This is a genomic window from Allobosea sp. NPDC055594 (assembly GCF_053618995.1).
In genome coordinates, this window is sequence record NZ_JBSHIO010000008.1 from 74,060 (window position 1) to 96,199 (window position 22,140).

The window sequence follows — 22,140 nt, forward strand, 5'->3', positions numbered from 1 at the left end:
ACGCCGCTCACCAAGCGTGAGCTGCGAGCTCACGCCGGAGTTGGACGATCTGGGAGGCCTCGTCGAGCACGACATCCTCCGCCGTCACCACCGCACCGGCAGCGACATCCCGCTTCAGCTTGACATGGTGGGCGAGCCCGATCGGCAGCGCGCCGCTGGCGCGGCTCGCATCAGCCGACATCAGCTTGCCGTAGACGGTGTAGCCGCCCTCGCCGTCCAGCGTCTCGCCGGCCTTCAGCGCGCGCTTGGCGGTCGCCACCGCATCGCCGCGCCAACCGCGCGTCGCGCCCGTCGCCTCGCCGCGCAGCGCCGCGTTCAGCACCGAGATCGAGAGCTCGAGCCCGATCAGGTGGAAGGGCTTGTACATCGCCGCGTAAAGGCCGCTGGAATCGGTCGGCAGTCCGTATTGCTTGAAGCAGGCGGCGGCATAGGCGTTCGGCGCCTTCAGCACGACATAGACGCCCCAGCGCAGGTCGCGAAAGACCGGGCGGCCATCGCGCTCCAGCGAGGACACCACCTCGACCATGCCGTCGCGCTCGAGCTGGCCGCCGACCGCCTTCGGCCGCAGCACATGGGCAAGATCGTCAACGCCGCAGGGCGGGAACGACAGCCCGTCCTCCGGCACGGCGAGCCCGCAGGCATTGGCGATAGCCGCCATCTCGATCGCCGATTTGGTGCCATCGAGAAAAGAGTTGAACATTTGCGGGTTCATGCCGGCGGCCTTGGCCGCTTCGGGCGTCAGCCCGTAATGGCCCCAGACCTCGTCCGGCGTCACGCGGTGATAGGAAGGCAGGTATTTCGTGCCCTTGCCGGCGGCCGCGACGGTGAAGCCGGTCGCCCGCGCCCAGTCGACCATCTCGGAGACCAGCGCCGGCTGGTCGCCATAGGCCATCGAATAGACCACGCCGGCCGCCCTGGCCTTCGCCGCCAGCACCGGGCCGACCAGAACGTCGGCCTCGACATTGACCATGACGACATGCCGTCCGGCCGCGATCGCGGCGAGCGCATGCCTGGCGCCGGCAGCCGGATGCCCGGTCGCCTCGATCACCACCTCGACGCCGTCCATTTCGGCCGCGCTGACGCCGCTATCGACGAAGCGGGTGCCGGCGATACGGGCCTCGTCCCAGCCGACTGCGCGACAGGCATTGCGCGCCCGCTCGGGATCAAGATCGGCGATCACCGCGACTTCGAGTCCTTCGATATGCGGCACTTGGGCAAGGAACATCGAACCGAATTTGCCGGCCCCGATCAGGGCGCAGCGAACGGGGCGGCCGGCCTCGGCACGGGCGGCGAGTTTTGGCATCAGGTTCATGCAGTCCTCCCGAAAGAACCGCAGCCCTCATCCTGAGGAGCCGCGCAGCGGCGTCTCGAAGGATGTTCCAGAGCGCACTGGAAACATCCGTCGAGACGCGATCTGCGATCGCTCCTCAGGATGAGGGCTGCGAATATCAACCCCTGAAACTAGATCACTCCGGCTTCACGCCGGCTTCCTTGATGATTTTCTCCCAGGTCGCGATCTCCTGGAGGTGGTAGGGCTTGAAGGCGGCGGGATCGCGCACCTTCAGGGTGAAGCCGAGCTTCAGGATCTTCTCGGTGATCTCCGGCTTGGCGATCGCCGCCATCACCGACTGCGAGAGCTTCTCCAGCACCGGTGCCGGCGTCGCCGCGGGAGCGAAGAAGGCGGCCCAGCTATCGGCGTCGGCATCACTGACGCCCTGCTCGCGCAGCGTCGGAATGTCCTTGGCGCGCGGATTGCGCTCCGGCGAGGCCAAGGCCAGCGCCCTGAGATTGCCGGCATTGATCTGCTCGAGCACCGAAGGCAGCGTCGAATTGGCGATGTCGATGCGCCCGCCGATGATTTCCTGCACCAGCGGCGCTGCGCCGCGGAACGGCACATGCGTCATCCTGATGCCCGTGCGCTGCATGAACAGCTCCATGGCGAGATGAGAACCCGAGCCGACGCCTGTCGAGCCGTAGTTCAGCTTGTCGGGGTCGGCCTTGGCCAGCGCGACCAGCTCGGCGATGTTCTTGGCCGGCAGGTCCTTGCGCACGACGAAGGCATGCTCGAAGGCACCGACGCCCGCGACCGGCGCGAAATCCTTGACCGCGTCATAGCCCGGCTCCTTCAGCAGGAACATGTTGTTCCCATGCGTCTGGTTGTTGCCGAACATGAAGGTGTGGCCGTCCGGATCGGCCTTGGCGACGGCGCGCGTGCCGACCGCACCCGAGGCACCGGCACGGTTGTCGACCACGACGTTCTGGCCGATCGTCGCGGACATTTCCTGCGCCACGAAACGCGCGATCGCATCGGTCGGCCCGCCCGCCGGATAGGGCACCACCAGGGTAATCGGCTTCGACGGGAAGCTCTGCGCCCGGGCGATGGCCGGAGCGAAGACGGCGCCAGCGACGAGGCCGAGCGTGGAACGGCGGGTAAGCATCATCAAATTCCTCCCGGAAGCCCGATCCTGCGACGGGCGTTGGGCCGAGGATTACGGGCAAAGCGCCGATGCGTCCAGCACTGGCCGGCGCGGCACGCCAAGCTGTAGCCTATGGGCAAAGACGTCAGAGTCGGATCCGGCTCCAGGGAGGAATGCCGCATGACCGTCCGCATCGAGCGCGAAGGCAAGGTCGCGACCGTGATCCACAGCCGTCCCGAGGCACGCAACGCCATGGACCCGGACAGCGCCGTCGCGCTGACCAAGGCCTTCCAGGAACTCGATGCTGATCCGCAGACGGCAGCGATCGTGTTCTGGGGCGAAGGCGGCGCCTTCTGCGCCGGCTGGGACCTGAAATATGCGCAGGCCTTCACCGATGCCGGACGCTTCCAGAGCGAGATCGTCGAGGGCCTCGCCTTTCCCGAGGGCGACGCTCCGGCGCCGCGTGGACCGATGGGCCCGTCGCGGCTGGAGATGAACAAGCCGCTGATCGCGGCGATCGAGGGACCGGCCGTGGCCGGCGGCATGGAGCTCGCGCTCTGGTGCGATGTCAGGGTGATGGCGCATGACGCCTATTTCGGCGTCTATTGCCGGCGCTGGGGCATCCCCTTGATCGATGGCGGCACGGTCCGTCTGCCCCGCCTCGTCGGCCAGGGCCGGGCGCTCGAGATCATCATGACCGGCCGCAAGGTCGAGGCGCAGGAGGCGCTGCGTATCGGGCTTTGCGAGCAGGTCGTCGGCCGCGGCCAGACCCGGGCCGCCGCCGAGGCGATGGCCCAGCAGATCGCCCGTTTCCCGCAAGGGGCGATGCTCGCGGATCGCAGAAGCGCCATTGCCGGCCACGGCCTGCCCGTGCGCGAGGCGCTGGCCCGCGAATGGAAAGGCGGCGTCCAGACCATCGCAACGGAGGGGGCGGCCGGCGCCGGCCGCTTCGCCGCCGGAAAGGGCCGCGGCGGCGATTTCGGGGATATCTAGGCTGCGAAACCCGCCCGCTTCAGCCGCTGGATCGCCAGGTCGAGCGCCTGCAGAAAGGCCGAGCGATCCTTCGGCGAGAACGGCTTCGGCCCGCCGCTCGCCGCCCCCATCGCCCGCAGATCCTCCATCATGTCGCGCGTCGCCAACGCCATGCCGATCGAGGCCTCGGTGAAGGGTTTGCCGGTCGGCCCGATCACGTCTGCGCCCGCCTTGAGGCAGCGATCGGCCAGTGGGATGTCGGCGGTGATCACGATCGCGCCGCGACGGGCCCGCTCGGCGATCCAGTCATCGGCCGCGTCGAACCCGTCGGAGACGATGACGCGTTCGATCCAGGGCTCGCGCGGCACCATCATGAAGCTGTTGGCGACGACGAAGACCTTCAGCCTGTGCCGTTCGGCGACGCGGTAGATCTCCGGCTTCACCGGGCAGGCGTCGGCGTCGACATAGATCGCGATGGTGTTGGGGCTTTCATCCATGGAAGGGCCATCGCAGGGACGAAGCGCGCATGCAAGCCGGCCCTTATGCCGACCTTATGCGCCGCCGCACCTTCCGCATGGCGGCCTTATCGGCGTCGGACATACATCCAAAGGCCTCAACGGAGGTCGAAATGTCGACTGAAACTGCCCTCAAACGCAACGCCCAGCAGCGCCGCGCCAACGCCGTCTACAGCAGCCTCGCCCATAAGCGCCCGATGATCGGCATCCTCTGCGCCGAGATGGTCGCGCTCGCCGTGCTCACGCTCGCCATCGCCGGCATCATCGGCCTGCGCGCCTGGCTCGCTCTGCCGAATTGAGACCCGCCATGCCCCGTTCCAAATCTCCGCTGCCGCTCGGCGCCGAAAGCCATCTCTTCCTCGTCGGCCAGTCGAGGCGCGGCTTCTGGGTCGCGCGCGATCTCGAAGGCCGCAGCGAAGGCATCTTCCGCGACCAGAAGGAAGCGATGCGCTTCGCGCTCTACGAGGGCGGGCACGCCAACGCCGTGCTGCTCTCGCCCGCCCCGGTCGAGCCCTCCTTCGGCACAGGCATCCACTGACCCATCCCCGTCATGCCGAGCGGGCAGCGCGGGCTTTGGAGCGCGCGCTGCTCGAGATCTTCCTGGAGGCTGCGGGCGCGCTGATCGACCAGCTCGTCGAAGCCGGCATCCATGATCCCGCCGATATCGCCCGCCGGCTCAACCGCCGTGGCTTCCCCTGCTTCGGCCGCCCGCGCTGGAACGCCGTCGCCGTTGCGACGGTACGGCGCCGGCGCCTGCGCCTGGCGGAGGCCGGCTGAGATATCCCGCCTTAGCATCCTGCCCGGCGGGATGCAGCCAGGTCATTCGTGTTGCTTCTGGCCGATATCAAGGAGTTGCGCTTGCGGTACCGGCGCTTGGGTCCTAAACCACGCCCGCGCCTGGAGGCGCGCCCTGTAAGCTCCCGGAGATCTGGATCATGGCTTTCCTTGCCGACGCCCTGAAGCGCGTGAAGCCGTCTGCGACCATCGCCATCACGCAGAAGGCGCGCGACCTGAAAGCGCAGGGCAAAGACGTGATCTCGCTCTCCGTCGGCGAGCCCGATTTCGACACGCCGGACAATATCAAGGAGGCGGCGATCGCCGCCATCCGCCGCGGCGAGACGAAGTACACGCCGGTCGCCGGCATCCCGCAGTTGCGCGAGGCCGTCGCCGCCAAGTTCAAGCGCGAGAACGGGCTCGACTACAAGCCCGGCCAGACCATCGTCTCGACCGGCGGCAAGCACGTCATCTACAACGCGCTGCTCGCCACGCTGAACCCCGGCGACGAGGTGATCTGCGTCGCGCCCTACTGGGTCAGCTATCCTGACATGGTCCAGCTCTGCGGCGGCAAGGCGACCTTCGCCAACACCCGCATCGAGGACAATTTCAAGCTCCAGCCGGAAGAGCTCGAGCGCGCCATCACCCCGAAGACCAAGTGGGTGATCATGAACTCGCCCTCGAACCCCTCGGGCGCGGCCTACACCCATGACGAGATGAAGAAGCTCACCGACGTGCTGATGCGCCATCCGCATGTCTGGATTCTTTCGGACGACATGTACGAGCATCTGGTCTATGGCGAGTTCCAGTTCGTCACTCCGGCCCAGGTCGAGCCGGGCCTGTACGAGCGCACGCTGACCATGAACGGCGTCTCGAAATCCTATGCGATGACCGGCTGGCGCATCGGCTACGCGGCCGGCCCGCAGCAGCTGATCACGGCGATGGACACCGTGCAGGGCCAGCAGACCTCGGGCACCTCGGCGATCTCGCAATGGGCCGCCGTCGAGGCGCTGAACGGGACGCAGGACCATCTGCCGGTGTTCAAGAAGGCCTTCGAGCGTCGCCGCGACCTCGTTGTCTCCATGCTGAACCAGACCCGCGGCCTGAAGTGCCCGGTTCCCGAAGGCGCCTTCTACGTCTACCCGGACTGCTCGGCCCTGATCGGCAAGACCATGCCGAACGGCAAGAAGATCGAGACCGACGAGGACCTGGTGCTCGGCCTGCTCGAAACCGAATCGGTCGCCGCCGTGCACGGTTCCTCCTTCGGCCTCGGCCCGAACTTCCGCATCTCCTACGCCACCGCGGACGAGACGCTGGAAGAGGCCTGCCGCCGCATCCAGCGCTTCTGCGCCGAGCTGCGCTGAGATTGAAGGTAGAGGCCGGCGGTTCAGACTGCCGGCCTCGGCCCTGCTCCACGATGAACCTCGACGAACAGCGCGCCCTGATGCGCTCGGGGCGGATGTATGACGATCTCACCCCGGAGCTGATCGCGGCCCGGGCCCGTGCCGTCGGGCTGACCGACGCCTATAATCGCAGTTTCGGCCAGCCGGCCGCGGAGCGCGAGGCGCTGCTACGCGCCTTCCTGCGCGAGGTCGGCGACGGCGCGCTTTTCGAGCCGAATTTCCGCTGCGAGTTCGGTTTCAACATCACGATCGGCCGCAGCTTCTACGCCAATTTCGACTGCGTGATGCTGGACGGCGCCGAGATCACCATCGGCGACAACGTCCTGCTCGGGCCGCGCGTCGGCATCTATACCGCCAACCACGCCATCGACCCGGCCGAGCGCGTCGCCGGTGGCTGCTATGCCAGGCCGGTCAGCATCGGCAACCGGGTCTGGATCGGCGGCGGCGTCCAGATCAACCAGGGCGTCAGCATCGGCGACGACAGCATCATCGGTGCAGGCAGCGTGGTGACGCGCGACATCCCCGCCGGCGTGATCGCGGCCGGCGTGCCCTGCAAGGTGCTGCGCGAGATCACCGAGGCGGACAAGACCGGCTTTCGCCCGGTACACGGCTGAGAGCCGCGGTCGCTGCGCCGCTTCCAGGCATCGTGAATTGCAGTCCCTGCCGGCATTCGCTAACGCTCCGGCATGACACGCCGCGCCTTCCTCGCCCTCGCTGCCCTGCTCCTGCTACCGCCTCTCGGCCAGGCCCAGGCGCCCGCTCCCTCGCTTTCGGTCCGCGAGGCGCATGAGGCCGCGCGGGCGGGGCGCGTCGTCCTCGTCGACATCCGCACGCCCGAGGAATGGGCCGATACCGGCGTTCCCGAGGGCGCGATCCGACTCGACATGGAAGGCAGCGGCTTCGAGGCCCGGCTCGCCGGCGTCAAGCTCGATAACCCCGGCAAGACGATCGCGCTGATCTGCCGGACCGGCAACCGCTCGTCCAGCCTGCAGCGCAAGCTCGCAGGCCGCGGCTGGCGCGATGTCGTCGACGTCCGCGGCGGGCTGCTCGGCAATCCCAAGGACAGGGGCTGGCTGGCGGAAACTCTGCCCGTGAAGGCTTATCCTTAGTTCAGCACCAAGCGGTCATTGCCGCGCTGCACGGCTTGTCCGGAATGGAGGCGTGTCGCCGCGTGAAAGGAACGAGCCTTACGGCTCGCGGCCGCCCAGCAGATCCGGCCGCCGCTCCCGCGTGATCTTCTCCGCCTGCTCGCGCCGCCAGCGCGCGATGCGGGCATGGTCGCCCGAGAGCAGCGCCTCTGGCAGGCCCCTGCCCTCCCATTCGCGCGGCCGGGTATAATGTGGGTATTCGAGCAGCCCGTTCTCGAAGCTCTCCTCCTGCCCGGAGGCCTGCTTGCCCATCACGCCGGGAATCAGCCGCACGCAGGCATCGAGCAGCACCATCGCCGCCATCTCGCCGCCGGAGAGGATGTAGTCGCCGATCGAGACCTCGGTCAGGCCGCGCCCCTCGATGACGCGCTCGTCGACGCCTTCGAAACGGCCGCAGACGATGACGACGCCCTCGCCGGCGACGAAATCCCGGACCATGCGCTGGTCGAGTCTGCGCCCGCGCGGCGACATCAGCAGGCGCGGGCGCGGATCGTCGGCAGGGACGGCGGCATCGATCGCCGCCGCCAGCACATCGCAGCGCAGCACCATGCCGGCGCCGCCGCCGGCCGGATTGTCGTCGACATTGCGATGCCGGCCGATGCCGTGATCGCGGATCTGGTGGGTGTCGAGCGACCACAGCCCGCTGCGCAGGCCCTCGCCGGCCAGCGAAGCGCCGAGCGGGCCCGGGAACATGTCGGGATAGAGCGTCAGGATCGAGGCATGGAAGGTCATGGCCTTCTGCTGGCACGAAACGACGGCCGCGTCATCAGCGCGCCACGGCCGTCGCTCCCTTAGCCACGCCTTGCGGCGCGCTATGCGGCCGAGCCCGCCTTGCTGCGCTCGCGCCAATGGGCGTGCAGCCCCTTGATGTCGGCGCTGGTCAGCAGCGGCATGGCATCGCGCAGATGTGCGTCGCTCCAATCCCACCACGCCATTTCGAGCAGCATCGCGATCCTGGCCTCGTCGAAGCGCTTGCGGATCGGCTTCGCCGGATTGCCGCCGACGATGGCATAGGGCTCGACATCGCGGGTCACCAGCGCCCGCGTCCCGATCACCGCGCCATGGCCGATCGTGATGCCCGGCATGATGATTGCCTCGGAACCGATCCAGACATCGTTGCCGATCACGGTATCGCCCGCCGGCAGATAGCCGTCGCGAGCGCCCGCAAAATGCGGCTGGTCGGGCACATAGTGGAACGGAAAGGTGCTCGCCCATTCGTTCCGGTGGCCCTGATTGCCGGCCATGATGAAGGCGGCGCCCGAGCCGATCGAGCAGAAGCTGCCGACGATCAGCCGGTCGGCGCCTTCGTTCGGCAGCAGATAGCGCGCGCAATCGTCGAAGCTGTGCCCGTGATAGTAGCCGGAATAATAGCTGTAGCGCCCGATGCGGATATTGGGATGGCGCACCTGCTCGGCCAGCGGAATGCCCTTGAACGGGCTCTCGAAGTAGTTGGTCATGAGTTGCTGCTCGCAAAGCCGCGCGCTCGTGGAGCGCTGCCGGCTGGAAGACATAGGAAAAGCGGGCGCGCGACCTGGCCGGCGCCCTCCGGTCTTCGTCCCTCGGCTCAGTGGCGCGGGGACGCGATGCAGCTGGTACAGTGTGCCTGCTTCATGATGCCCGACCATAGCCGCCGCTGCGGCCTCGGGGCAAATCCGCGGGGCCGGAGGCAAACCAGCCCGGCATGTCAGGCGAAACGCAGCGCCGGCAGCCCGTCCAGCGCGGAAAAGTCCGGCACGCTGGCGATGACGTTGTCGAAGCCGGCGAAGGCCTCGGCGTCGAGCATGGTCAGGAGCGCGACCGCGCGCATGCCGGCACGCCGCGCCGCCTCGACGCCGTTCGGTGCATCCTCGAAGACGATGCAGTCGGCCGGATCGACGCCCATCCGCTCGGCGGCGGCGAGGAACATGTCCGGGTGCGGCTTGCCGGGATAGCCCTGGCTCGGCGAGACGATGGTCGCGAAGCGCTCGCGCAAGGAAAGCGTATCAAGGATCAGCGCGATGTTCGGCGGGGCCGCGGCGGTCCCGACCGCCATCGGCACGGCATGGCTGCGAGCCCGGTCGAGCAGGCCGACCAGGCCGTCGATCGGCGCGACATGCGGCCTGTAGGTCTCGCGGTAGAGGCGCTCCTTCTCCTCGGCGAGCCGCTCGAGCTCGGCCGCATCGGCGCCGGGGAAATGCGGGCCGATGATGTCGGAGATCGCCATGCCCGCAGTGCGCGCCGAGAAGGTCGCGCGCTCGAAGGGCAGGCCGTGGCCGCCATACCAGCGCTCCCAGGCATCGTCATGGAAGCGCATATTGTCGACGATGGTGCCGTCCATGTCGAAGATCAGCGCCTTCGCCGGCATGTCACGCAGCATCGTCATCCTCGAACAGGCCGGCCGGCGGCAGCGCCTCGATTCGCTTGCCGGCGACATCGATGCGCGGCGTAAAAGCCTTGGTGAAGGGCATCAGCACCGAGCGGCCATCCGGCGTCTCGATGTCGAGCAGGTCGCCGGCGCCGTAATTGGCGACGGCGATGACGGTCCCGAGAACGGCCCCGTCGGGGCCGATGACCGAGCAGCCGACGAGATCGGTCTGCAGGAACTCGTCCTCGTCCTCGGGCGCCGGCAGGCGCGAACGCTCGACGAAGAGCTTGACGCCGTTCAGCGTCTCGGCTCCCTCGCGGCTGGTCACGCCCTTGATCTGGGCGACGACCACTTCCTTGGCCGGGCGCAGCGACGAGATCTCGAAGCGCCGACCCTTCTCGTCGGTGAGCGGGCCGTATTCGGCCAGCGCCAGCGGATCGCCGGTGAAGGTCTTGATCCGGACCTCGCCGCGCACGCCATGGGGCGCGCCGACGATGCCGAGGAGCACGAGGGAGTCGTCAGCAGCCACGGCTTACACCACCACGCAAGGACGGCCTCCCCGTCATGCTCGCCCTTGTGGCGAGCATCCACGTCTTGAACACCGCACGCGACCAGTAAAGCCGTGGATGGTCGGGACAAGCCCGACCATGACGACCGGCATTGCGGGCCGCGATCGGCATCACGCCTCGGCTTCGGCCGGGGCAGCGCTCTTGGCGGCGTGCTTCTCGGCGCGCTCCTTGGCCTTCTCGCCGGGAACCGCCTTGTTCGGATTGTTGCGGGCCGGGCGCTTGGCGATGCCGGCGGCATCGAGGAAGCGCAGCACGCGGTCGGTCGGCTGGGCGCCCTTGGCGAGCCAGGCCTTGGCCTTCTCGACGTCGAGCACGACACGCTCCGGCGAATCCTTCGCCTTCATCGGATCATAGGCGCCGATCTTCTCGATGAAGCGGCCATCGCGCGGCGAGCGGGCGTCGGCGACGACGATGCGGTAATAGGGGCGCTTCTTGGCGCCGCCACGGGTCAGGCGGATCTTGAGGGACATGGTCTTCTTCCTTCAGTCTTGCTTCTTGCTTCATTTGACCGGCCATGAGACCGGCGTCTCTCCGTCATGCTCGGGCTTGTCCCGAGCATCCACGTCTTGAACACCACATGCGGCCAGCCAAGGCGTGGATGGTCGGCACAAGGCCGACCATGACGCCCTGAGCGCAGGCAGGTGAACCTCTCACTTCTTCTTCCCGAACGGGTTGCCGAGGCCGGGCATGCCGCCCAGGCCCGGCAGCTTCGGCATCATGCCGGCAGGCGGGGTGACGCCCTTGGGCAGGCCCGGAAAGCCACCCGGAGGCAGGGAGGGAAGTCCCCCGCCGGCGCCGAGCTGCTTCTGGAGCTCGGCGAGCTGTGCCGGGTCCATCTTCGAGGGATCGGGCATGCCGGCCGGCAGGCCGCCCATGCCGCCGCCGAGCCCGAACATCTGGCCGAGCTTGCCGAGCATGCCGCCCTTCTGGCGTGCCATCTGCTTCATCATGTCCGCCATCTGGCGGTGCATCTTGAGCAGCTTGTTGATCGCCTCGGGGGACGTTCCCGAGCCGGCGGCGATGCGCTTCTTGCGGCTGTTCTTGAGCAGGTCGGGATTCTTGCGCTCGGCCGGCGTCATCGAATTGATGATCGCGATCTGCCTGCCGATGACCTTGTCGTCCATCTTGGCGTTGGCGAGCTGGCTCTTCATCTGCGCCATGCCGGGCATCATGCCCATGAGGCCGCCGAGACCGCCCATTTTCTCCATCTGCTGGAGCTGGGTGCGCAGGTCGGAGAGGTCGAAATTGCCCTTGGCGAGGCGCTGCGCCAGCGCCTGCGCCTTGTCGGCATCGACGGTGGCAGCCGCCTTCTCGACCAGGCCGACGATGTCGCCCATGCCGAGGATGCGGTTGGCGACGCGCGAGGGATGGAAATCCTCGAGGGCGTCGGTCTTCTCGCCGGTGCCGACGAGCTTGATCGGCTTGCCGGTGACGGCGCGCATCGAGAGCGCCGCGCCGCCGCGGCCGTCGCCGTCCATGCGGGTCAGAACGATGCCGGTCAGCCCGACCCGACCGTCGAAGGCGCGGGCGGTGTTGACCGCGTCCTGGCCGGTCAGAGCGTCGGCAACGAGCAGGACTTCATGGGGATTGGTCGCCGCCTTGACCTCGGCGACCTCTGCCATCAGCGCCTCGTCGAGGGTGACGCGACCGGCGGTGTCGAGCATGACGACGTCGTAGCCGCCGAGCCGGGCGGCCTCGACCGCGCGCCTCGCGATCTGCACGGCGGACTGGCCGGCGATGATCGGCAGCGTCTCGACGCCGACTTGGCTGCCGAGCACGGCGAGCTGCTCCATCGCGGCCGGACGGCGCGTATCGAGCGAGGCCATCAGGACCCGCTTCTTGTTGCGGTCGGTCAGGCGCTTGGCGATCTTCGCGGTCGAAGTCGTCTTACCGGAGCCTTGGAGACCCACCATCAGGATCGGCACCGGCGGCACGGCGTCGAAAGTGATGCCCTCGCCCTCGCCGCCGAGCGTGTCGATCAGGACGTCGTTGACGATCTTGATGACCTGCTGGCCGGGCGTGACCGACTTCAGCACCTCGGCGCCGACGGCGCGCTCGCGCACCTTGTCGGTGAAGCTGCGGACGACCTCGAGCGCCACGTCGGCCTCGAGGAGCGCGCGGCGAACCTCGCGCAGCGCGGCGTTGACGTCTTCCTCGGTCAGCGAGCCCCTGCGGGTCAGGCCCGAGAGGATGCCGGAGAGTCTGTCGCTCAGCGTGCCGAACATGCGTTCCTGCTTACTGCCTCAAATGCCGGCCCGACCAGGCTCAACCCCCAAGCGGTTTCGCGCCCGAGGGCGCAGACGCGCTGTCGGGCGTTGACCTCCGGGCTCATAGGGCTCATGCGAGCGGCCCGGTCGGCGGATGAAGTCTCGTCGATGCGGCGAAACGGATGGCGCCTTAAAGCGGAAGATTGCGGCGAAAGTCAAGCTGAACGCCACAATAGAGCCGCGGCTGCCGGCGGGCGCACGGCGCGCGGGCAGCCCTCTTGTGCCCTGAAACCCGGTTCCGACCAGCCTTCACCTAGGAGACGACATGAAGCTCTTGGCCATCACCGCGACAATGCTGGCGCTGGGCCTGACCCAGGCGCAGGCGCAATCCTGCGAGAGCAATTTCTCGGTGGTCGGCACGCCGATGCTGACCGGCTTGACCTACAAGACCTGGGACAACATCGCCAGGCGCGCCCCGGCCGCGGTGCTCAAGGACCTCGCCGCCGCCGTCTCAGCCGAGGGCTTCGCCGATATCCGCATCGACAAGGCCACCAGCTCGGTGCTCGCCATCCAGGAGACTTCCGGCTCCGGCCGCCCGCAGACCTTGCGCATCACCGCCCGCAAGAGCGGCGGCGGCACCCGCGTCGACGCCGCCTTCGTCGTCCAGCAGGGTCAGGTCGCGCCGGAAGCCTATACGCGCGCCGCGCTCTGCCGGGTCATCGCCGGCGGGCGCGGCTGACGCGCTGCGACATTCTCGCCCGAATCCGGCATTAGGCCGTCCCGCTGCCCGCATGCGGCAGAACGGACAAAGATCGATGAGCATGATGTCACCCTCGGGCGCTGCCCTCCTGGCCGCCCTTTTCCTGGCCGGCTGCGCCGGAAGCCAGCGCGAGACCATCGCGCCGAATGCAAAGCGGCAGGAGCGCCTCGCCGCCGTCAGGCTCGATCCGGCCGAGGCGGTGCGCATCCTCAACGCCCATCGCGCCGAGCGCGGCCTCGGCGCGGTTCGGCTCGACCCGGCCCTGACCACGATGGCCCAGCGCCAGGCCGATGCGATGGCGGCCTCCGACAGCCTCTCGCACACCGCCGCCGGAACGTTCACCGCGCGCGTCCATGCCGCAGGGCTGGACACGGTGCGGGCGGCCGAGAACCTCGGCGCCGGCTATTTCTCAACTCAGGAAGCCTTCGAGGGCTGGAAGAAATCCTCCGGCCATGCCGCCAATCTCGTCATGCCGCAGGCGACGCGCATGGGCATCGCCCTCGCCAAGAATCCGCAGACCCGCTACGGCGCCTGGTGGACGATCGTGCTCGCCGCCGAGCCGGAAAAGCGTCAGGAACTCTCCGCCGGGCCGCTCGTGCCGGCCAGCGGCCGCGGCAACACCACATTCCGCTGGGGGCCGCCGCTCTAGCGCGGGGCGGCGCCCGGCATATCGCCTCTTCCAAGCGCCTTGTCGTCATCCCGGCCGAAGAGAAGCGGAGCGATGGGATGCGGCGCGACTGTCGCGGCTTATCCGGGAAGACGGCAGCGGCTCTCTGACGTTTCGTCAGACCGACCGAACTACCCCTTTACAATCCGCCCCGGCTGGTGATGGCTCTCGTCTTTAACGGGAGCCTTTCCTCATGACCCTCGAAACCTGGGCCGCCTTCGCCGCCGCCACCGCCGTGCTGCTCGTCATCCCGGGACCGACCATCCTCCTGGTGATCTCCTATGCGCTCGGCCAGGGCTGGCGCACCGCCTTCCCGATGGCGGTCGGTGTCGCGCTCGGCGACTTCACGGCGATGACGCTCTCCATGCTCGGGGTCGGCGCGCTGCTGGCGACGTCCGCGACCGTCTTCACCGCCCTGAAATGGATTGGCGCCGCCTATCTGATCTATCTCGGCATCAAGCTCTTCCGCGCCGGCGGCAGCCTGAACGCCGAGCCGCGCAAGGATGCGACCTCGGCGTGGAAGATGCTCGGCCATGCCTGGCTGGTGACCGCGCTGAACCCGAAGGGCATCACCTTCTTCGTCGCCTTCCTGCCGCAATTCCTCGATCCGAAGGCCGATTTCTGGACGCAGATGCTGATTTTCGAGGCGACCTTCATCGGCCTCGCCTTCGCCAATGCGCTCGGCTACGCGCTGATCGCCTCGCACGCCCGCTCGGTGGTCAGCAATCCGCGCGCCATCGGCCTGTTCAACAAGGCCGGCGGCACCCTGCTGGTCGGAGCCGGGATCGCGACGGTCGCGATGCGCTCCGGCAGCAACTGAGGACCCCATCATGCCTGCACGCGACAGCGCCACGCTCGGCTTCTACGCCGAAGAAGCCGAGACTTATGCGGGGCGCGGGCGGGAAGCCGATCTCGCCCGCATCGAGCGCTTCGCCAGCCTGCTTCCGGCCGGCGGGCAGGTGCTCGAACTCGGCTGCGGCGGCGGGCAGGACAGCGCCGCCCTGCTGGGGCGCGGCCTCGAGGTCACCCCGACCGACGGCTCGCCGGAACTCGCCGCCCAGGCCGCGCTGCGGCTCGGGCGGCCGGTCTCCGTCCTGCTCTTCGAAGACCTTGATGCCAGCGCGACCTATGACGGCGTCTGGGCCAAGGCCTGCCTGTTGCACGTTCCGCGCACCGCCCTCCCCGCCATCATCGCGAAGATCCACGCCGCCTTGCGGCCGGGCGGCGCCTTCTATGCCAGCTTCAAGGCCGGCGAGGCGGAAGGGCGCGACCGTTTCGGGCGCTACTACAATTACCCCTCGGCCGAATGGCTGCGCGAAGCCTATGGCGCCGGTGCGTGGCACAGCCTCGACATCGCGGCGGAAACCGGCGGCGGCTATGACGGCGAACCGACCCGCTGGCTGCACGCCTTCGCGATCAAGAACGCTTGAACGCGGTGCTTCCCCTGCTTTCCGTCCAAGCCTGCGACTTGAAACCATCCGATCGCCGCCCACATCGGCAGTCATGAACCGCCGAAAATTCCTCCGCTTCCTCGGAATCCCCGCCCTCTTTGCCTCCGGTGGAGTCGCCTGGGCTTCCTATCAGCGCTCGCGCAACCCTTATTACCAGGGGCCGGTCAGCGACCATTTCAACGGCCTGACCTTCAGCGACGGGAGGCCGGTGACCAAGGGCTTGCTCGATTTCCTGCGCTGGCAGACCGGGAATCGCGAGAAGGAGGCGTTCCCTGAGCATTTTCCGGCGCCGCCGCAGGACCAGCCTCCGGCAAGCGTCGAAGGCCTGCGCGTCGCCCATCTCGGCCACGCCTCCTTCCTGCTCCAGGCCGCCGGCCTCAACATCCTCATCGACCCCGTCTATTCCGAGAGGGCGAGCCCGTTCTCCTTCTTCGGTCCGAAGCGGGTGAATGCGCCCGGCGTCGCCTTCGCCAACCTGCCGAAGATCGATATCGTCCTGGTCACCCACAACCATTACGACCATCTCGACGTCGACACGCTGGCGCGTCTGCACCAGCGCGACCGGCCACGCATGATCATGCCGCTCGGCAATGACAGCATCGTCAAGGACCATGACGCCACGATCCAAGCCGAGGCGCATGACTGGGGCGCGCGCCTTGCGCTGTCCGACAACGTCACCGTGACCTTGGTGCCGAGCTATCACTGGTCGGCGCGCGGTGCCTTCGACCGACGCATGGCGCTGTGGTGCTCCTTCATCATCGAGACACCGGCCGGCAAGCTCTTCCATATCGGCGACACCGGTTTCCATGACGGCTCGCTCTATCGCGAGCTCGGCGAAAAGCACGGACCCTTCCGCCTCGCTCTGCTGCCGATCGGCGCCTATGAGCCGCGCTGGTTCATGGGCGACAATCACATGAACCCGGAAGAGGCGGTCGAGGTGATGCGCCTCCTGCGCGCCGAGCAGGCGCTCGGCCATCACTGGGGCACCTTCCAGCTCACCGACGAAGGGGTCGGCCGGCCGCCCGAGGCGCTCAAGGTCGCGCTCGGCAAGGCCGGAATGCCGCCGGAGCACTTCAGGGCGATGCAGCCCGGGCTGGTCTGGGAAGCGTAAGGCGCCGCCCCGTCGTGCTCGCCCCTATGGCGAGCATCCACGTCTCGAACACCGCATCCGATCAGCAAGGCAAAGACGTGGATGGTCGGGACGAGCCCGACCATGACGGCAAGGCCGTGCGTTATTTCGGCTGCACGTAGACGTTGATCTCGAGATTGGGGTCGCCCGGGTCCTTGAGCTCGCCGACATATTCCTCGAGGAAGGCGTCCTTCACCACGATGTTCTTGGCCTCAAGATAGGCGGTGATCGTCTCATAGGTCGAGTCAATGTCGTCATAGGGTGCGGTATGGACGAAGCGCAGCGAGCGCCCGGTCGGCGACTGGCCAGCCCGCACGCCATTGGCAAGAGCGCCCGACGCTGCTGCATCCGGCGCCCGATCGACCGGCAGCATCGCCTCGAACTTGAAGCCGTTGTCGTCGGTCTCGACGAACAGGGCGAGCGGGCGCCCCGCGATCTTTAGCCCAGCCTTGCCCGCCTCGGCACGCAGCAGGTTGATGCTCTCGGAGAGACGCTGGAAGCCCTGGTCCCAGCTCGCCTGGCCCGGCAAAGCCAGCACCGGCCGGGCGGTGAGCGCGACCTCGTCGACATCGGACGGATCGCCGGGCTTGCCGGCGAGGGTGGCGTTCGGATTTGGCGTGCCTGTCTGCTGCTGCGCGGGCGGCGCCGGCAGCGGATTGGGCAGGGTCGGCGGCGGCTGCACGGGTTGCGGCTCGGCCGGCGCCTGCGGGGTGGGCTGGACCGGCTGCGGCGCCGCTGGAGCCGGTAGGGTCGGCGGCGGCTGGACCGGCTGCGGCTCGGCCGGCGATGTCTGGCCCTGCGCCGGCTGCCCTTGCTGCGCCTGGGCCGACGGGGCGTTCTGCGCCGGCGCGGCCGCTCCGGATGGCGGCGCCAAGGGCGTGCTTTCGACGCTGGCAGGCGGGGCGACCCTAGTCTGGGCCGGTACGGCGACGGGGGCCGTGAGGCAGGCCGCCAGGGCGATCATGCACAGGTTGGAGTGTCGCATCCCGATAGTCCCGACCTGACACGACCGATTCGCGTCGTTGCGCCGCAAGCTACGCCGTTCGTATCGCCAGACAAGAGCCCCACAGGGTGGCGTTTTTTCGACGTCTCGGTCATAGAGCCGCATCATCATGGACATGTGACGACATGAACGCTCTCGCGCATCGCCGGTTCCTCAGGATGAACGGCCTCGGCAACGAGATCACCGTGCTGGACCTGCGCGGAACCAAAACTGTCGTATCGGCAGGCGAGGCGCGCGCCATCGCCGCCGCACCCGGCATGCATTTTGACCAGTTGATGGTGCTGCACGATCCCAGGACGCCCGGAACCGACGCTTTCGTCCGGATCTACAACACTGACGGCTCCGAAGCCGGCGCCTGCGGCAACGGCACGCGCTGCGTCGCCTGGGCGATGATGGCGGATCCGCAAATGGGCGATCCAGCAAAGAAGACGCTCACCCTCGAGACCAAGGGCGGCCTGCTGCCGGCCAGGCGCCTCTCCGACGTCGTCTTCACCGTCGACATGGGCGAGCCACGTCTCGCCTGGGACGAGATCCCGCTCGCCGAGCCCTTCCACGACACCAGCGGCTTCGAATTGCAGATCGGTCCGATCGACGCGCCGGTCCTGCACACGCCGGGGGCCGTCAACATGGGCAATCCGCACGCCGTCTTCTTCGTCGACGACCCCTATCGCTTCAATCTTGAGCAGATCGGCCCGCTGCTCGAGAACCATCCGATCTTCCCCGACCGCGCCAATATCGGCCTCGCCGCCGTCAAGGCGCCCGACCATATCGTGCTGCGCGTCTGGGAGCGCGGTGCCGGCATCACCCGTGCCTGCGGCTCCGGCGCCTGCGCGGCCCTGGTCGCCGCCGTCCGGCGCGAACTCAGCGACCGCAAGGCCACCGTCAGCCTGCCCGGCGGCGATCTCGTGATCGAATGGCGCGAGAGCGACGGCCATGTCCTGATGACCGGACCGGTCGAGCTCGAGCGCGAAGGCGTGCTGGAGCCGGCGCTGTTCGTCGCCTGAGATGCCGATCGAGACCCTCACCTTCGGCTGCCGCCTCAACCTCGTCGAGAGCGAGGCGATGCAGGCGCGGGCCGAGGCGGCCGGCTTGCACGACATTGCCATCGTCAATAGCTGCGCCGTCACGGCCGAGGCTGTCCGCCAGGCCAGCCAGGCGATCCGCAGGCTGGGGCGTGAACAGCCGGACCGGCCGGTGATCGTCTCGGGCTGCGCGGCGCAGATCGAGCCCGCACGCTTCGCCGCCATGCCGGAAGTCGCTGCGGTGCTCGGCAATGCCGAGAAGCTCGAGCCTGAGAACTGGCGCCGGCTCGCCGCCTCGAACAGCCTGCGAGATGGCGCCGTCCGGGCTCCCGAGGAGAAGCTGCAGGTCGGCGACATCATGCAGGCGCGCGGGGCAGCACCGCAGCGCACGCGGGCGCTTGCCGAGCACACGCGCGGCTTCCTGCAAGTGCAGAATGGCTGCGACCATCGCTGCACTTTCTGCGTCATCCCGCTCGGCCGCGGCAATGCCCGCTCCGCCACGATCGAAGCGGTCATCGCCCAGGGACGGGCGCTCGTCGCCGAAGGCGCGCGCGAGATCGTGCTGACCGGCGTCGATTTGACGAGCTATGGCCGGGAGCGGCCGGGCACGCCTTCGCTCGGCGCCCTCGTCCGCAGCCTTCTGGCGGCGCTGCCCGAGCTGCCGCGCCTGCGCCTGTCCTCGCTCGACGCGGTCGAGATCGACGATGAGCTGCGCGATCTCGTCGCGACCGAGCCGCGGCTGATGCCGCATCTCCATCTCTCCCTGCAATCGGGCGACGACCTCATCCTGAAGCGCATGAAACGCCGCCATGGCCGGGCCGATGCCGTGCGCTTCTGCGCGGAGGTGCGGGCCCTGCGGCCAGACATCGTCTTCGGCGCCGACCTGATCGCCGGCTTCCCGACCGAGGACGAGGCGATGTTCTCCCGCACCCTCGCTTTGATCGAGGAATGCGGCCTGTCCTATGTCCACGGCTTTCCGTTCTCCGCCCGGCCCGGCACGCCGGCGGCCCGCATGCCCCAGCTTCCCGGCGAGATCGTGCGCGAGCGGGCCCAGCGCCTGCGCGATGCCGCGCAAGCCGCCCACCGGCGCCATCTGGAGGCCAGGATCGGCCGCAGGCTCGCCGTCCTGACCGAGCGCGGGGACAGCGGCCGCGCCGAGGACTTCACCCTGGTCCGCTTCGGTCACCATGTTCCGGCAGGCCGGATTCTGCCGGTCACGGCCACCTCATGCGGCGACAAGGCACTGCTCGCAGCTTGACGCACCACCCGCTTGCCCTTCATGCAACGGCAGACGGCGCAAACGTCTCGCCCATGTCGCAATCCGGACCCAAGCCTCACGCCATGATCGACCGCTTCCGCAAGACCGCCCTCCTCGCCGCGCTCCCGCTCGCCCTCGCCTGGACTTCAGCCAGCGCCCAGTCCTATGGCGATGCGGCCTCGGGCCTTTCCGTGTCACCGCCCAAGCCCTTCGTCGGCAAGGCCGGCAAGCCGCATCCGCAGTTCGACGTCACCATCGACATCGATTCGAGCACCGGCACGCCCAAGGCGGTCAATGCCGACGGCCGGCTCTGCACGCTCGGCTTCAAGCCCGCCGCCCAGAACGCCGCCCTCAACCGCGAGGCCATCAATGCCCAGATGGCCAAGCCGGAATGGCAGAAGCTCTATCGCGACATGTTCGAGACGATCGGTACCGTCTCCGATCTGAAACTGTTCGAGCATCAGGGCTTCAGCGGCATCGAGCTGATCGTGACGCCGAAGGCCGGCCCCAATGCCGAAAATGTGCGGATGTTCACCTCGACTCTCGAGACGCCGAAGGGTCGCACGGCGCTGATCTGCGTCACCGACAAGGCGGGGCTCGCCTCCGCGCTGACGCAGTTCAAGGCGCTGCGGGCGACGATCCACGCGCCCGAATGACCGGCACCCCGGCTGGGGCGCCGCGCCTCAGCCCTTCTTCGCCGAGGCGGCGACCTCCTCGCGCAGCGCCCGGCGCAGCACCTTGCCGACATTCGTCTTCGGCAAGCTGTCGCGGAAGATGATCTGCCTGGGCACCTTGTAGCCGGTCAGGCTGTCCTTGCAGAAGCCGCGCAATGCCTCGGCCGTCAGCGCCGGATCCTTCTTCACCACGAAGGCGGCGACGGATTCGCCGGAATGCTCGTCGGGCAGGCCGATCACCGCCGCTTCGAGTACGCCCGGATGGGCCGCAAGCACGTCCTCGACCTCGTTCGGATAGACGTTGAAGCCCGAGACCAGGATCATGTCCTTCATCCGGTCGACGATCTTGACCTGGCCATCGGGCAGCATGATGCCGATGTCCCCCGAGCGGAAATAGCCGTCCGGTGTCATCACCTTGGCCGTCTCGTCCGGCCGCTTCCAGTAGCCTGACATCACCTGCGGCCCGCGAATGCAGATCTCGCCGGGTTCGCCCAGCGGCGTCTCGTTGCCGTCGGCATTGCGGATCACGATGTCGGTCGAGGGCAGCGGGAAACCGATCGTACCGGTGAACTCGCTGATGTCGGGCCGGTTGACCGAGGCCATCGGCGAAGTCTCGGAGAGGCCATAGCCCTCGATGATCGGCTTGCCGGTCACCTCGCGCCAGCGCTTGGCGACGATCGCTTGCGTCGCCATGCCGCCGGCGACCGAGAAGCGCAGTTCCGAGAAATCGACCTTGCCGATGTCGGGATGGTTGCCGAGCGCATTGTAGAGGGTATTGACCCCGGAGAAGAGCGTGAACCGGCTCGCCTTCAGCGTCTTGATGAAGCCGGCGATGTCGCGCGGATTGGCGATCAGCAGCCCCTTGGCGCCGATGCGCAGCATGAACAGGCAGCAGCAGGTCAGCGCGAAGATGTGGTAGAGCGGCAACGCCGTGACCATGACGTGCTGGTAGTCGCTGCGTCCGAGCGGTGGCTCGATCGCCCAGCCCAGCCAGAGCCGGGCCTGCTCGACATTGGCCGCGACGTTGCGGTGGGTCAGCATCGCGCCCTTGGCGACGCCGGTCGTGCCGCCGGTATATTGCAGGAAGGCGACGTCGTCGGGCTCCACGGTGACCGGCGCCATGGTGGCCGGGCCGGCCAGGATCGCCTTGAGCTGGAAAGAGCCCGGCAGGTCGAAGGGTTTCACCACCTTCTTGATCTTGCGGGCGACGAAATTGACGATTGTGCCCTTGAAACCCATCAGGTCGCCGGCCGTCGCCACGACGATCGCGTCGAGTTTCAGATGCGGGCGCGCCTCCTCGACGACATGCGCGAAATTCTCGATCACCACCAGGGCGCGGGCGCCTGAATCGGTCAGCTGATGCGTCAGCTCGCGCGCCGTATAGAGCGGATTGACGTTGACGACGGTGTAGCCGCCGAGCAGTGCGCCGAAGATCGTCGCCGGATAAGCGAGGATGTTCGGCATCATCAGCGCGATCCGGTCGCCCTTCCGGAAGCCTTGCCCCTGCAGCCAGGCGCAGAACGCCCGCGCCGCGCGCCCGATCTCGGCATAGGTCAGATTCTTGCCGAAGCTCTCGAAGGCCTCGCGCTGCGGATAGCGCTCGCAGGCCAAGCGGATCAGCTCGGCCAGGGTCCCTGGCGCGGCCGGATCGATCTCGGCCGGCACCGCTGCCGGATAATGGGCCAACCAGGGCCGCAGGTCCGAACCGGTGCCCGCGGCTGTCATCGCGTTCATCATCGTCCTCCCTTACCGCTCCCTACCCTGTCGCCGGGCTTGCGGAGCTCTCCCGAGGCGGCCCGCCCAGCCATTCCGGCGGCGGAAAACCGT

26 protein-coding genes are annotated in these 22,140 nt (G+C 68.1%); 15 read left to right on the forward strand and 11 right to left on the reverse strand.

Features of this window, described 5'->3' with window-relative positions; translation table 11 throughout:
* Positions 1 to 7: 7 nt before the first annotated feature.
* Together ACWGRX_RS17210 and ACWGRX_RS17215 are read right to left on the reverse strand one after the other, a co-directional pair.
* The gene (locus tag ACWGRX_RS17210) at positions 8 to 1,312 is read right to left on the reverse strand and encodes an NAD(P)H-dependent oxidoreductase (protein WP_452118535.1); all 1,305 of its coding nucleotides are present in this window, start codon (positions 1,310 to 1,312) and stop codon (positions 8 to 10) included.
* A 154-nt stretch (positions 1,313 to 1,466) separates the two neighbouring features.
* The gene (locus tag ACWGRX_RS17215; protein WP_452118536.1) at positions 1,467 to 2,441 is read right to left on the reverse strand and encodes a Bug family tripartite tricarboxylate transporter substrate binding protein; all 975 of its coding nucleotides are present in this window, start codon (positions 2,439 to 2,441) and stop codon (positions 1,467 to 1,469) included.
* 156 nt (positions 2,442 to 2,597) lie between these two features.
* On the opposite strand from ACWGRX_RS17215, the gene ACWGRX_RS17220 reads away from it, so the two are divergent.
* Positions 2,598 to 3,410: a crotonase/enoyl-CoA hydratase family protein gene (locus tag ACWGRX_RS17220; RefSeq protein WP_452118537.1), complete on the forward strand. Its 813-nt coding sequence runs from the start codon at positions 2,598 to 2,600 to the stop codon at positions 3,408 to 3,410.
* On the opposite strand, the gene ACWGRX_RS17225 is transcribed toward ACWGRX_RS17220, so the two are convergent.
* Positions 3,407 to 3,886: a YaiI/YqxD family protein gene (locus ACWGRX_RS17225; protein ID WP_452118538.1), complete on the reverse strand. Its 480-nt coding sequence runs from the start codon at positions 3,884 to 3,886 to the stop codon at positions 3,407 to 3,409. The genes ACWGRX_RS17220 and ACWGRX_RS17225 overlap by 4 nt on opposite strands.
* A gap of 131 nt (positions 3,887 to 4,017) precedes the next feature.
* Between ACWGRX_RS17225 and ACWGRX_RS17230 the strand changes: the two genes are divergently transcribed.
* The 6 genes from ACWGRX_RS17230 (at position 4,018) to ACWGRX_RS17255 (ending at position 7,190) form a co-directional block, all read left to right on the forward strand.
* On the forward strand, positions 4,018 to 4,203 hold the full coding sequence (locus ACWGRX_RS17230) for a hypothetical protein (protein ID WP_452118539.1): 186 nt from the start codon (positions 4,018 to 4,020) through the stop codon (positions 4,201 to 4,203).
* 8 nt (positions 4,204 to 4,211) lie between these two features.
* The gene (locus tag ACWGRX_RS17235; protein ID WP_452118540.1) at positions 4,212 to 4,442 is read left to right on the forward strand and encodes an RAG2 PHD domain containing protein; all 231 of its coding nucleotides are present in this window, start codon (positions 4,212 to 4,214) and stop codon (positions 4,440 to 4,442) included.
* Positions 4,443 to 4,477: 35 nt separating this feature from the next.
* The gene (locus ACWGRX_RS17240; RefSeq protein WP_452118541.1) at positions 4,478 to 4,681 is read left to right on the forward strand and encodes a hypothetical protein; all 204 of its coding nucleotides are present in this window, start codon (positions 4,478 to 4,480) and stop codon (positions 4,679 to 4,681) included.
* 158 nt (positions 4,682 to 4,839) lie between these two features.
* The gene (locus ACWGRX_RS17245; protein ID WP_291647321.1) at positions 4,840 to 6,042 is read left to right on the forward strand and encodes a pyridoxal phosphate-dependent aminotransferase; all 1,203 of its coding nucleotides are present in this window, start codon (positions 4,840 to 4,842) and stop codon (positions 6,040 to 6,042) included.
* Between the two features lie 53 nt (positions 6,043 to 6,095).
* Positions 6,096 to 6,695 (forward strand): sugar O-acetyltransferase, encoded by a 600-nt coding sequence (locus ACWGRX_RS17250; protein WP_452118542.1) that lies wholly within the window; start codon positions 6,096 to 6,098, stop codon positions 6,693 to 6,695.
* A 72-nt stretch (positions 6,696 to 6,767) separates the two neighbouring features.
* Positions 6,768 to 7,190 (forward strand): rhodanese-like domain-containing protein, encoded by a 423-nt coding sequence (locus ACWGRX_RS17255; RefSeq protein WP_452118543.1) that lies wholly within the window; start codon positions 6,768 to 6,770, stop codon positions 7,188 to 7,190.
* Positions 7,191 to 7,268: 78 nt separating this feature from the next.
* Here the strand turns inward: ACWGRX_RS17255 and trmD are convergent, their stop codons facing one another.
* The 6 genes from trmD to ffh all read right to left on the reverse strand — a co-directional run bounded on the left by trmD (position 7,269) and on the right by ffh (position 12,367).
* Positions 7,269 to 7,961 (reverse strand): tRNA (guanosine(37)-N1)-methyltransferase TrmD, encoded by a 693-nt coding sequence (trmD, locus tag ACWGRX_RS17260; RefSeq protein ID WP_452118544.1) that lies wholly within the window; start codon positions 7,959 to 7,961, stop codon positions 7,269 to 7,271.
* Positions 7,962 to 8,041: 80 nt separating this feature from the next.
* On the reverse strand, positions 8,042 to 8,686 hold the full coding sequence (catB, locus tag ACWGRX_RS17265; protein ID WP_452118545.1) for a type B chloramphenicol O-acetyltransferase: 645 nt from the start codon (positions 8,684 to 8,686) through the stop codon (positions 8,042 to 8,044).
* A gap of 227 nt (positions 8,687 to 8,913) precedes the next feature.
* Positions 8,914 to 9,585: an HAD family hydrolase gene (locus ACWGRX_RS17270; protein WP_291647316.1), complete on the reverse strand. Its 672-nt coding sequence runs from the start codon at positions 9,583 to 9,585 to the stop codon at positions 8,914 to 8,916.
* Positions 9,575 to 10,102: a ribosome maturation factor RimM gene (gene rimM, locus ACWGRX_RS17275; RefSeq protein ID WP_452118546.1), complete on the reverse strand. Its 528-nt coding sequence runs from the start codon at positions 10,100 to 10,102 to the stop codon at positions 9,575 to 9,577. Before rimM ends, ACWGRX_RS17270 begins: the two co-directional genes overlap by 11 nt.
* 150 nt (positions 10,103 to 10,252) lie before the next feature.
* The gene (gene rpsP, locus ACWGRX_RS17280; RefSeq protein ID WP_452118547.1) at positions 10,253 to 10,612 is read right to left on the reverse strand and encodes a 30S ribosomal protein S16; all 360 of its coding nucleotides are present in this window, start codon (positions 10,610 to 10,612) and stop codon (positions 10,253 to 10,255) included.
* 180 nt (positions 10,613 to 10,792) lie between these two features.
* On the reverse strand, positions 10,793 to 12,367 hold the full coding sequence (gene ffh / locus ACWGRX_RS17285; RefSeq protein WP_291647315.1) for a signal recognition particle protein: 1,575 nt from the start codon (positions 12,365 to 12,367) through the stop codon (positions 10,793 to 10,795).
* 307 nt (positions 12,368 to 12,674) lie between these two features.
* Between ffh and ACWGRX_RS17290 the strand changes: the two genes are divergently transcribed.
* The 5 genes from ACWGRX_RS17290 to ACWGRX_RS17310 all read left to right on the forward strand — a co-directional run bounded on the left by ACWGRX_RS17290 (position 12,675) and on the right by ACWGRX_RS17310 (position 16,338).
* On the forward strand, positions 12,675 to 13,088 hold the full coding sequence (locus ACWGRX_RS17290; protein WP_452118548.1) for a hypothetical protein: 414 nt from the start codon (positions 12,675 to 12,677) through the stop codon (positions 13,086 to 13,088).
* A gap of 76 nt (positions 13,089 to 13,164) precedes the next feature.
* The gene (locus ACWGRX_RS17295) at positions 13,165 to 13,758 is read left to right on the forward strand and encodes a CAP domain-containing protein (protein ID WP_452118549.1); all 594 of its coding nucleotides are present in this window, start codon (positions 13,165 to 13,167) and stop codon (positions 13,756 to 13,758) included.
* A gap of 211 nt (positions 13,759 to 13,969) precedes the next feature.
* Entirely contained in the window at positions 13,970 to 14,596 is a 627-nt protein-coding gene (locus tag ACWGRX_RS17300) for a LysE family translocator (RefSeq protein ID WP_452118550.1), read from the forward strand.
* Between the two features lie 10 nt (positions 14,597 to 14,606).
* The gene (locus ACWGRX_RS17305; protein WP_452118551.1) at positions 14,607 to 15,206 is read left to right on the forward strand and encodes a class I SAM-dependent methyltransferase; all 600 of its coding nucleotides are present in this window, start codon (positions 14,607 to 14,609) and stop codon (positions 15,204 to 15,206) included.
* 73 nt (positions 15,207 to 15,279) lie between these two features.
* The gene (locus ACWGRX_RS17310; protein WP_452118552.1) at positions 15,280 to 16,338 is read left to right on the forward strand and encodes an MBL fold metallo-hydrolase; all 1,059 of its coding nucleotides are present in this window, start codon (positions 15,280 to 15,282) and stop codon (positions 16,336 to 16,338) included.
* Positions 16,339 to 16,459: 121 nt separating this feature from the next.
* On the opposite strand, the gene ACWGRX_RS17315 is transcribed toward ACWGRX_RS17310, so the two are convergent.
* Complete coding sequence (locus ACWGRX_RS17315) at positions 16,460 to 17,341, reverse strand: GyrI-like domain-containing protein (protein WP_452118553.1); 882 nt, start codon at positions 17,339 to 17,341, stop codon at positions 16,460 to 16,462.
* 143 nt (positions 17,342 to 17,484) lie between these two features.
* Between ACWGRX_RS17315 and dapF the strand changes: the two genes are divergently transcribed.
* The 3 genes from dapF (at position 17,485) to ACWGRX_RS17330 (ending at position 20,295) form a co-directional block, all read left to right on the forward strand.
* The gene (gene dapF, locus ACWGRX_RS17320; protein WP_452118554.1) at positions 17,485 to 18,363 is read left to right on the forward strand and encodes a diaminopimelate epimerase; all 879 of its coding nucleotides are present in this window, start codon (positions 17,485 to 17,487) and stop codon (positions 18,361 to 18,363) included.
* A 1-nt stretch (position 18,364) separates the two neighbouring features.
* Entirely contained in the window at positions 18,365 to 19,639 is a 1,275-nt protein-coding gene (gene mtaB, locus ACWGRX_RS17325; protein WP_452118555.1) for a tRNA (N(6)-L-threonylcarbamoyladenosine(37)-C(2))-methylthiotransferase MtaB, read from the forward strand.
* A gap of 83 nt (positions 19,640 to 19,722) precedes the next feature.
* The gene (locus tag ACWGRX_RS17330) at positions 19,723 to 20,295 is read left to right on the forward strand and encodes a hypothetical protein (protein WP_291638820.1); all 573 of its coding nucleotides are present in this window, start codon (positions 19,723 to 19,725) and stop codon (positions 20,293 to 20,295) included.
* Between the two features lie 27 nt (positions 20,296 to 20,322).
* Here the strand turns inward: ACWGRX_RS17330 and ACWGRX_RS17335 are convergent, their stop codons facing one another.
* Positions 20,323 to 22,038, reverse strand: a complete 1,716-nt coding sequence (locus ACWGRX_RS17335) for an AMP-binding protein (protein ID WP_452118680.1) — start codon at positions 22,036 to 22,038, stop codon at positions 20,323 to 20,325.
* Positions 22,039 to 22,140: the final 102 nt, after the last annotated feature.

What these genes read in the sequence shown, in the direction of transcription:
- ACWGRX_RS17210 (WP_452118535.1), bottom strand. Translation starts at nt 1,312, where the DNA reads ATGAACCTGATGCCAAAACTCGCCGCCCGTGCCGAGGCCGGCCGCCCC.
- ACWGRX_RS17215 (WP_452118536.1), bottom strand. Translation starts at nt 2,441, where the DNA reads ATGATGCTTACCCGCCGTTCCACGCTCGGCCTCGTCGCTGGCGCCGTC.
- ACWGRX_RS17220 (WP_452118537.1), top strand. Translation starts at nt 2,598, where the DNA reads ATGACCGTCCGCATCGAGCGCGAAGGCAAGGTCGCGACCGTGATCCAC.
- ACWGRX_RS17225 (WP_452118538.1), bottom strand. Translation starts at nt 3,886, where the DNA reads ATGGATGAAAGCCCCAACACCATCGCGATCTATGTCGACGCCGACGCC.
- ACWGRX_RS17230 (WP_452118539.1), top strand. Translation starts at nt 4,018, where the DNA reads ATGTCGACTGAAACTGCCCTCAAACGCAACGCCCAGCAGCGCCGCGCC.
- ACWGRX_RS17235 (WP_452118540.1), top strand. Translation starts at nt 4,212, where the DNA reads ATGCCCCGTTCCAAATCTCCGCTGCCGCTCGGCGCCGAAAGCCATCTC.
- ACWGRX_RS17245 (WP_291647321.1), top strand. Translation starts at nt 4,840, where the DNA reads ATGGCTTTCCTTGCCGACGCCCTGAAGCGCGTGAAGCCGTCTGCGACC.
- ACWGRX_RS17250 (WP_452118542.1), top strand. Translation starts at nt 6,096, where the DNA reads ATGAACCTCGACGAACAGCGCGCCCTGATGCGCTCGGGGCGGATGTAT.
- ACWGRX_RS17255 (WP_452118543.1), top strand. Translation starts at nt 6,768, where the DNA reads ATGACACGCCGCGCCTTCCTCGCCCTCGCTGCCCTGCTCCTGCTACCG.
- trmD (WP_452118544.1), bottom strand. Translation starts at nt 7,961, where the DNA reads ATGACCTTCCATGCCTCGATCCTGACGCTCTATCCCGACATGTTCCCG.
- catB (WP_452118545.1), bottom strand. Translation starts at nt 8,686, where the DNA reads ATGACCAACTACTTCGAGAGCCCGTTCAAGGGCATTCCGCTGGCCGAG.
- ACWGRX_RS17270 (WP_291647316.1), bottom strand. Translation starts at nt 9,585, where the DNA reads ATGCTGCGTGACATGCCGGCGAAGGCGCTGATCTTCGACATGGACGGC.
- rpsP (WP_452118547.1), bottom strand. Translation starts at nt 10,612, where the DNA reads ATGTCCCTCAAGATCCGCCTGACCCGTGGCGGCGCCAAGAAGCGCCCC.
- ffh (WP_291647315.1), bottom strand. Translation starts at nt 12,367, where the DNA reads ATGTTCGGCACGCTGAGCGACAGACTCTCCGGCATCCTCTCGGGCCTG.
- ACWGRX_RS17290 (WP_452118548.1), top strand. Translation starts at nt 12,675, where the DNA reads ATGAAGCTCTTGGCCATCACCGCGACAATGCTGGCGCTGGGCCTGACC.
- ACWGRX_RS17295 (WP_452118549.1), top strand. Translation starts at nt 13,165, where the DNA reads ATGAGCATGATGTCACCCTCGGGCGCTGCCCTCCTGGCCGCCCTTTTC.
- ACWGRX_RS17300 (WP_452118550.1), top strand. Translation starts at nt 13,970, where the DNA reads ATGACCCTCGAAACCTGGGCCGCCTTCGCCGCCGCCACCGCCGTGCTG.
- ACWGRX_RS17305 (WP_452118551.1), top strand. Translation starts at nt 14,607, where the DNA reads ATGCCTGCACGCGACAGCGCCACGCTCGGCTTCTACGCCGAAGAAGCC.
- ACWGRX_RS17310 (WP_452118552.1), top strand. Translation starts at nt 15,280, where the DNA reads ATGAACCGCCGAAAATTCCTCCGCTTCCTCGGAATCCCCGCCCTCTTT.
- ACWGRX_RS17315 (WP_452118553.1), bottom strand. Translation starts at nt 17,341, where the DNA reads ATGCGACACTCCAACCTGTGCATGATCGCCCTGGCGGCCTGCCTCACG.
- dapF (WP_452118554.1), top strand. Translation starts at nt 17,485, where the DNA reads ATGAACGCTCTCGCGCATCGCCGGTTCCTCAGGATGAACGGCCTCGGC.
- mtaB (WP_452118555.1), top strand. Translation starts at nt 18,365, where the DNA reads ATGCCGATCGAGACCCTCACCTTCGGCTGCCGCCTCAACCTCGTCGAG.
- ACWGRX_RS17330 (WP_291638820.1), top strand. Translation starts at nt 19,723, where the DNA reads ATGATCGACCGCTTCCGCAAGACCGCCCTCCTCGCCGCGCTCCCGCTC.
- ACWGRX_RS17335 (WP_452118680.1), bottom strand. Translation starts at nt 22,038, where the DNA reads ATGACAGCCGCGGGCACCGGTTCGGACCTGCGGCCCTGGTTGGCCCAT.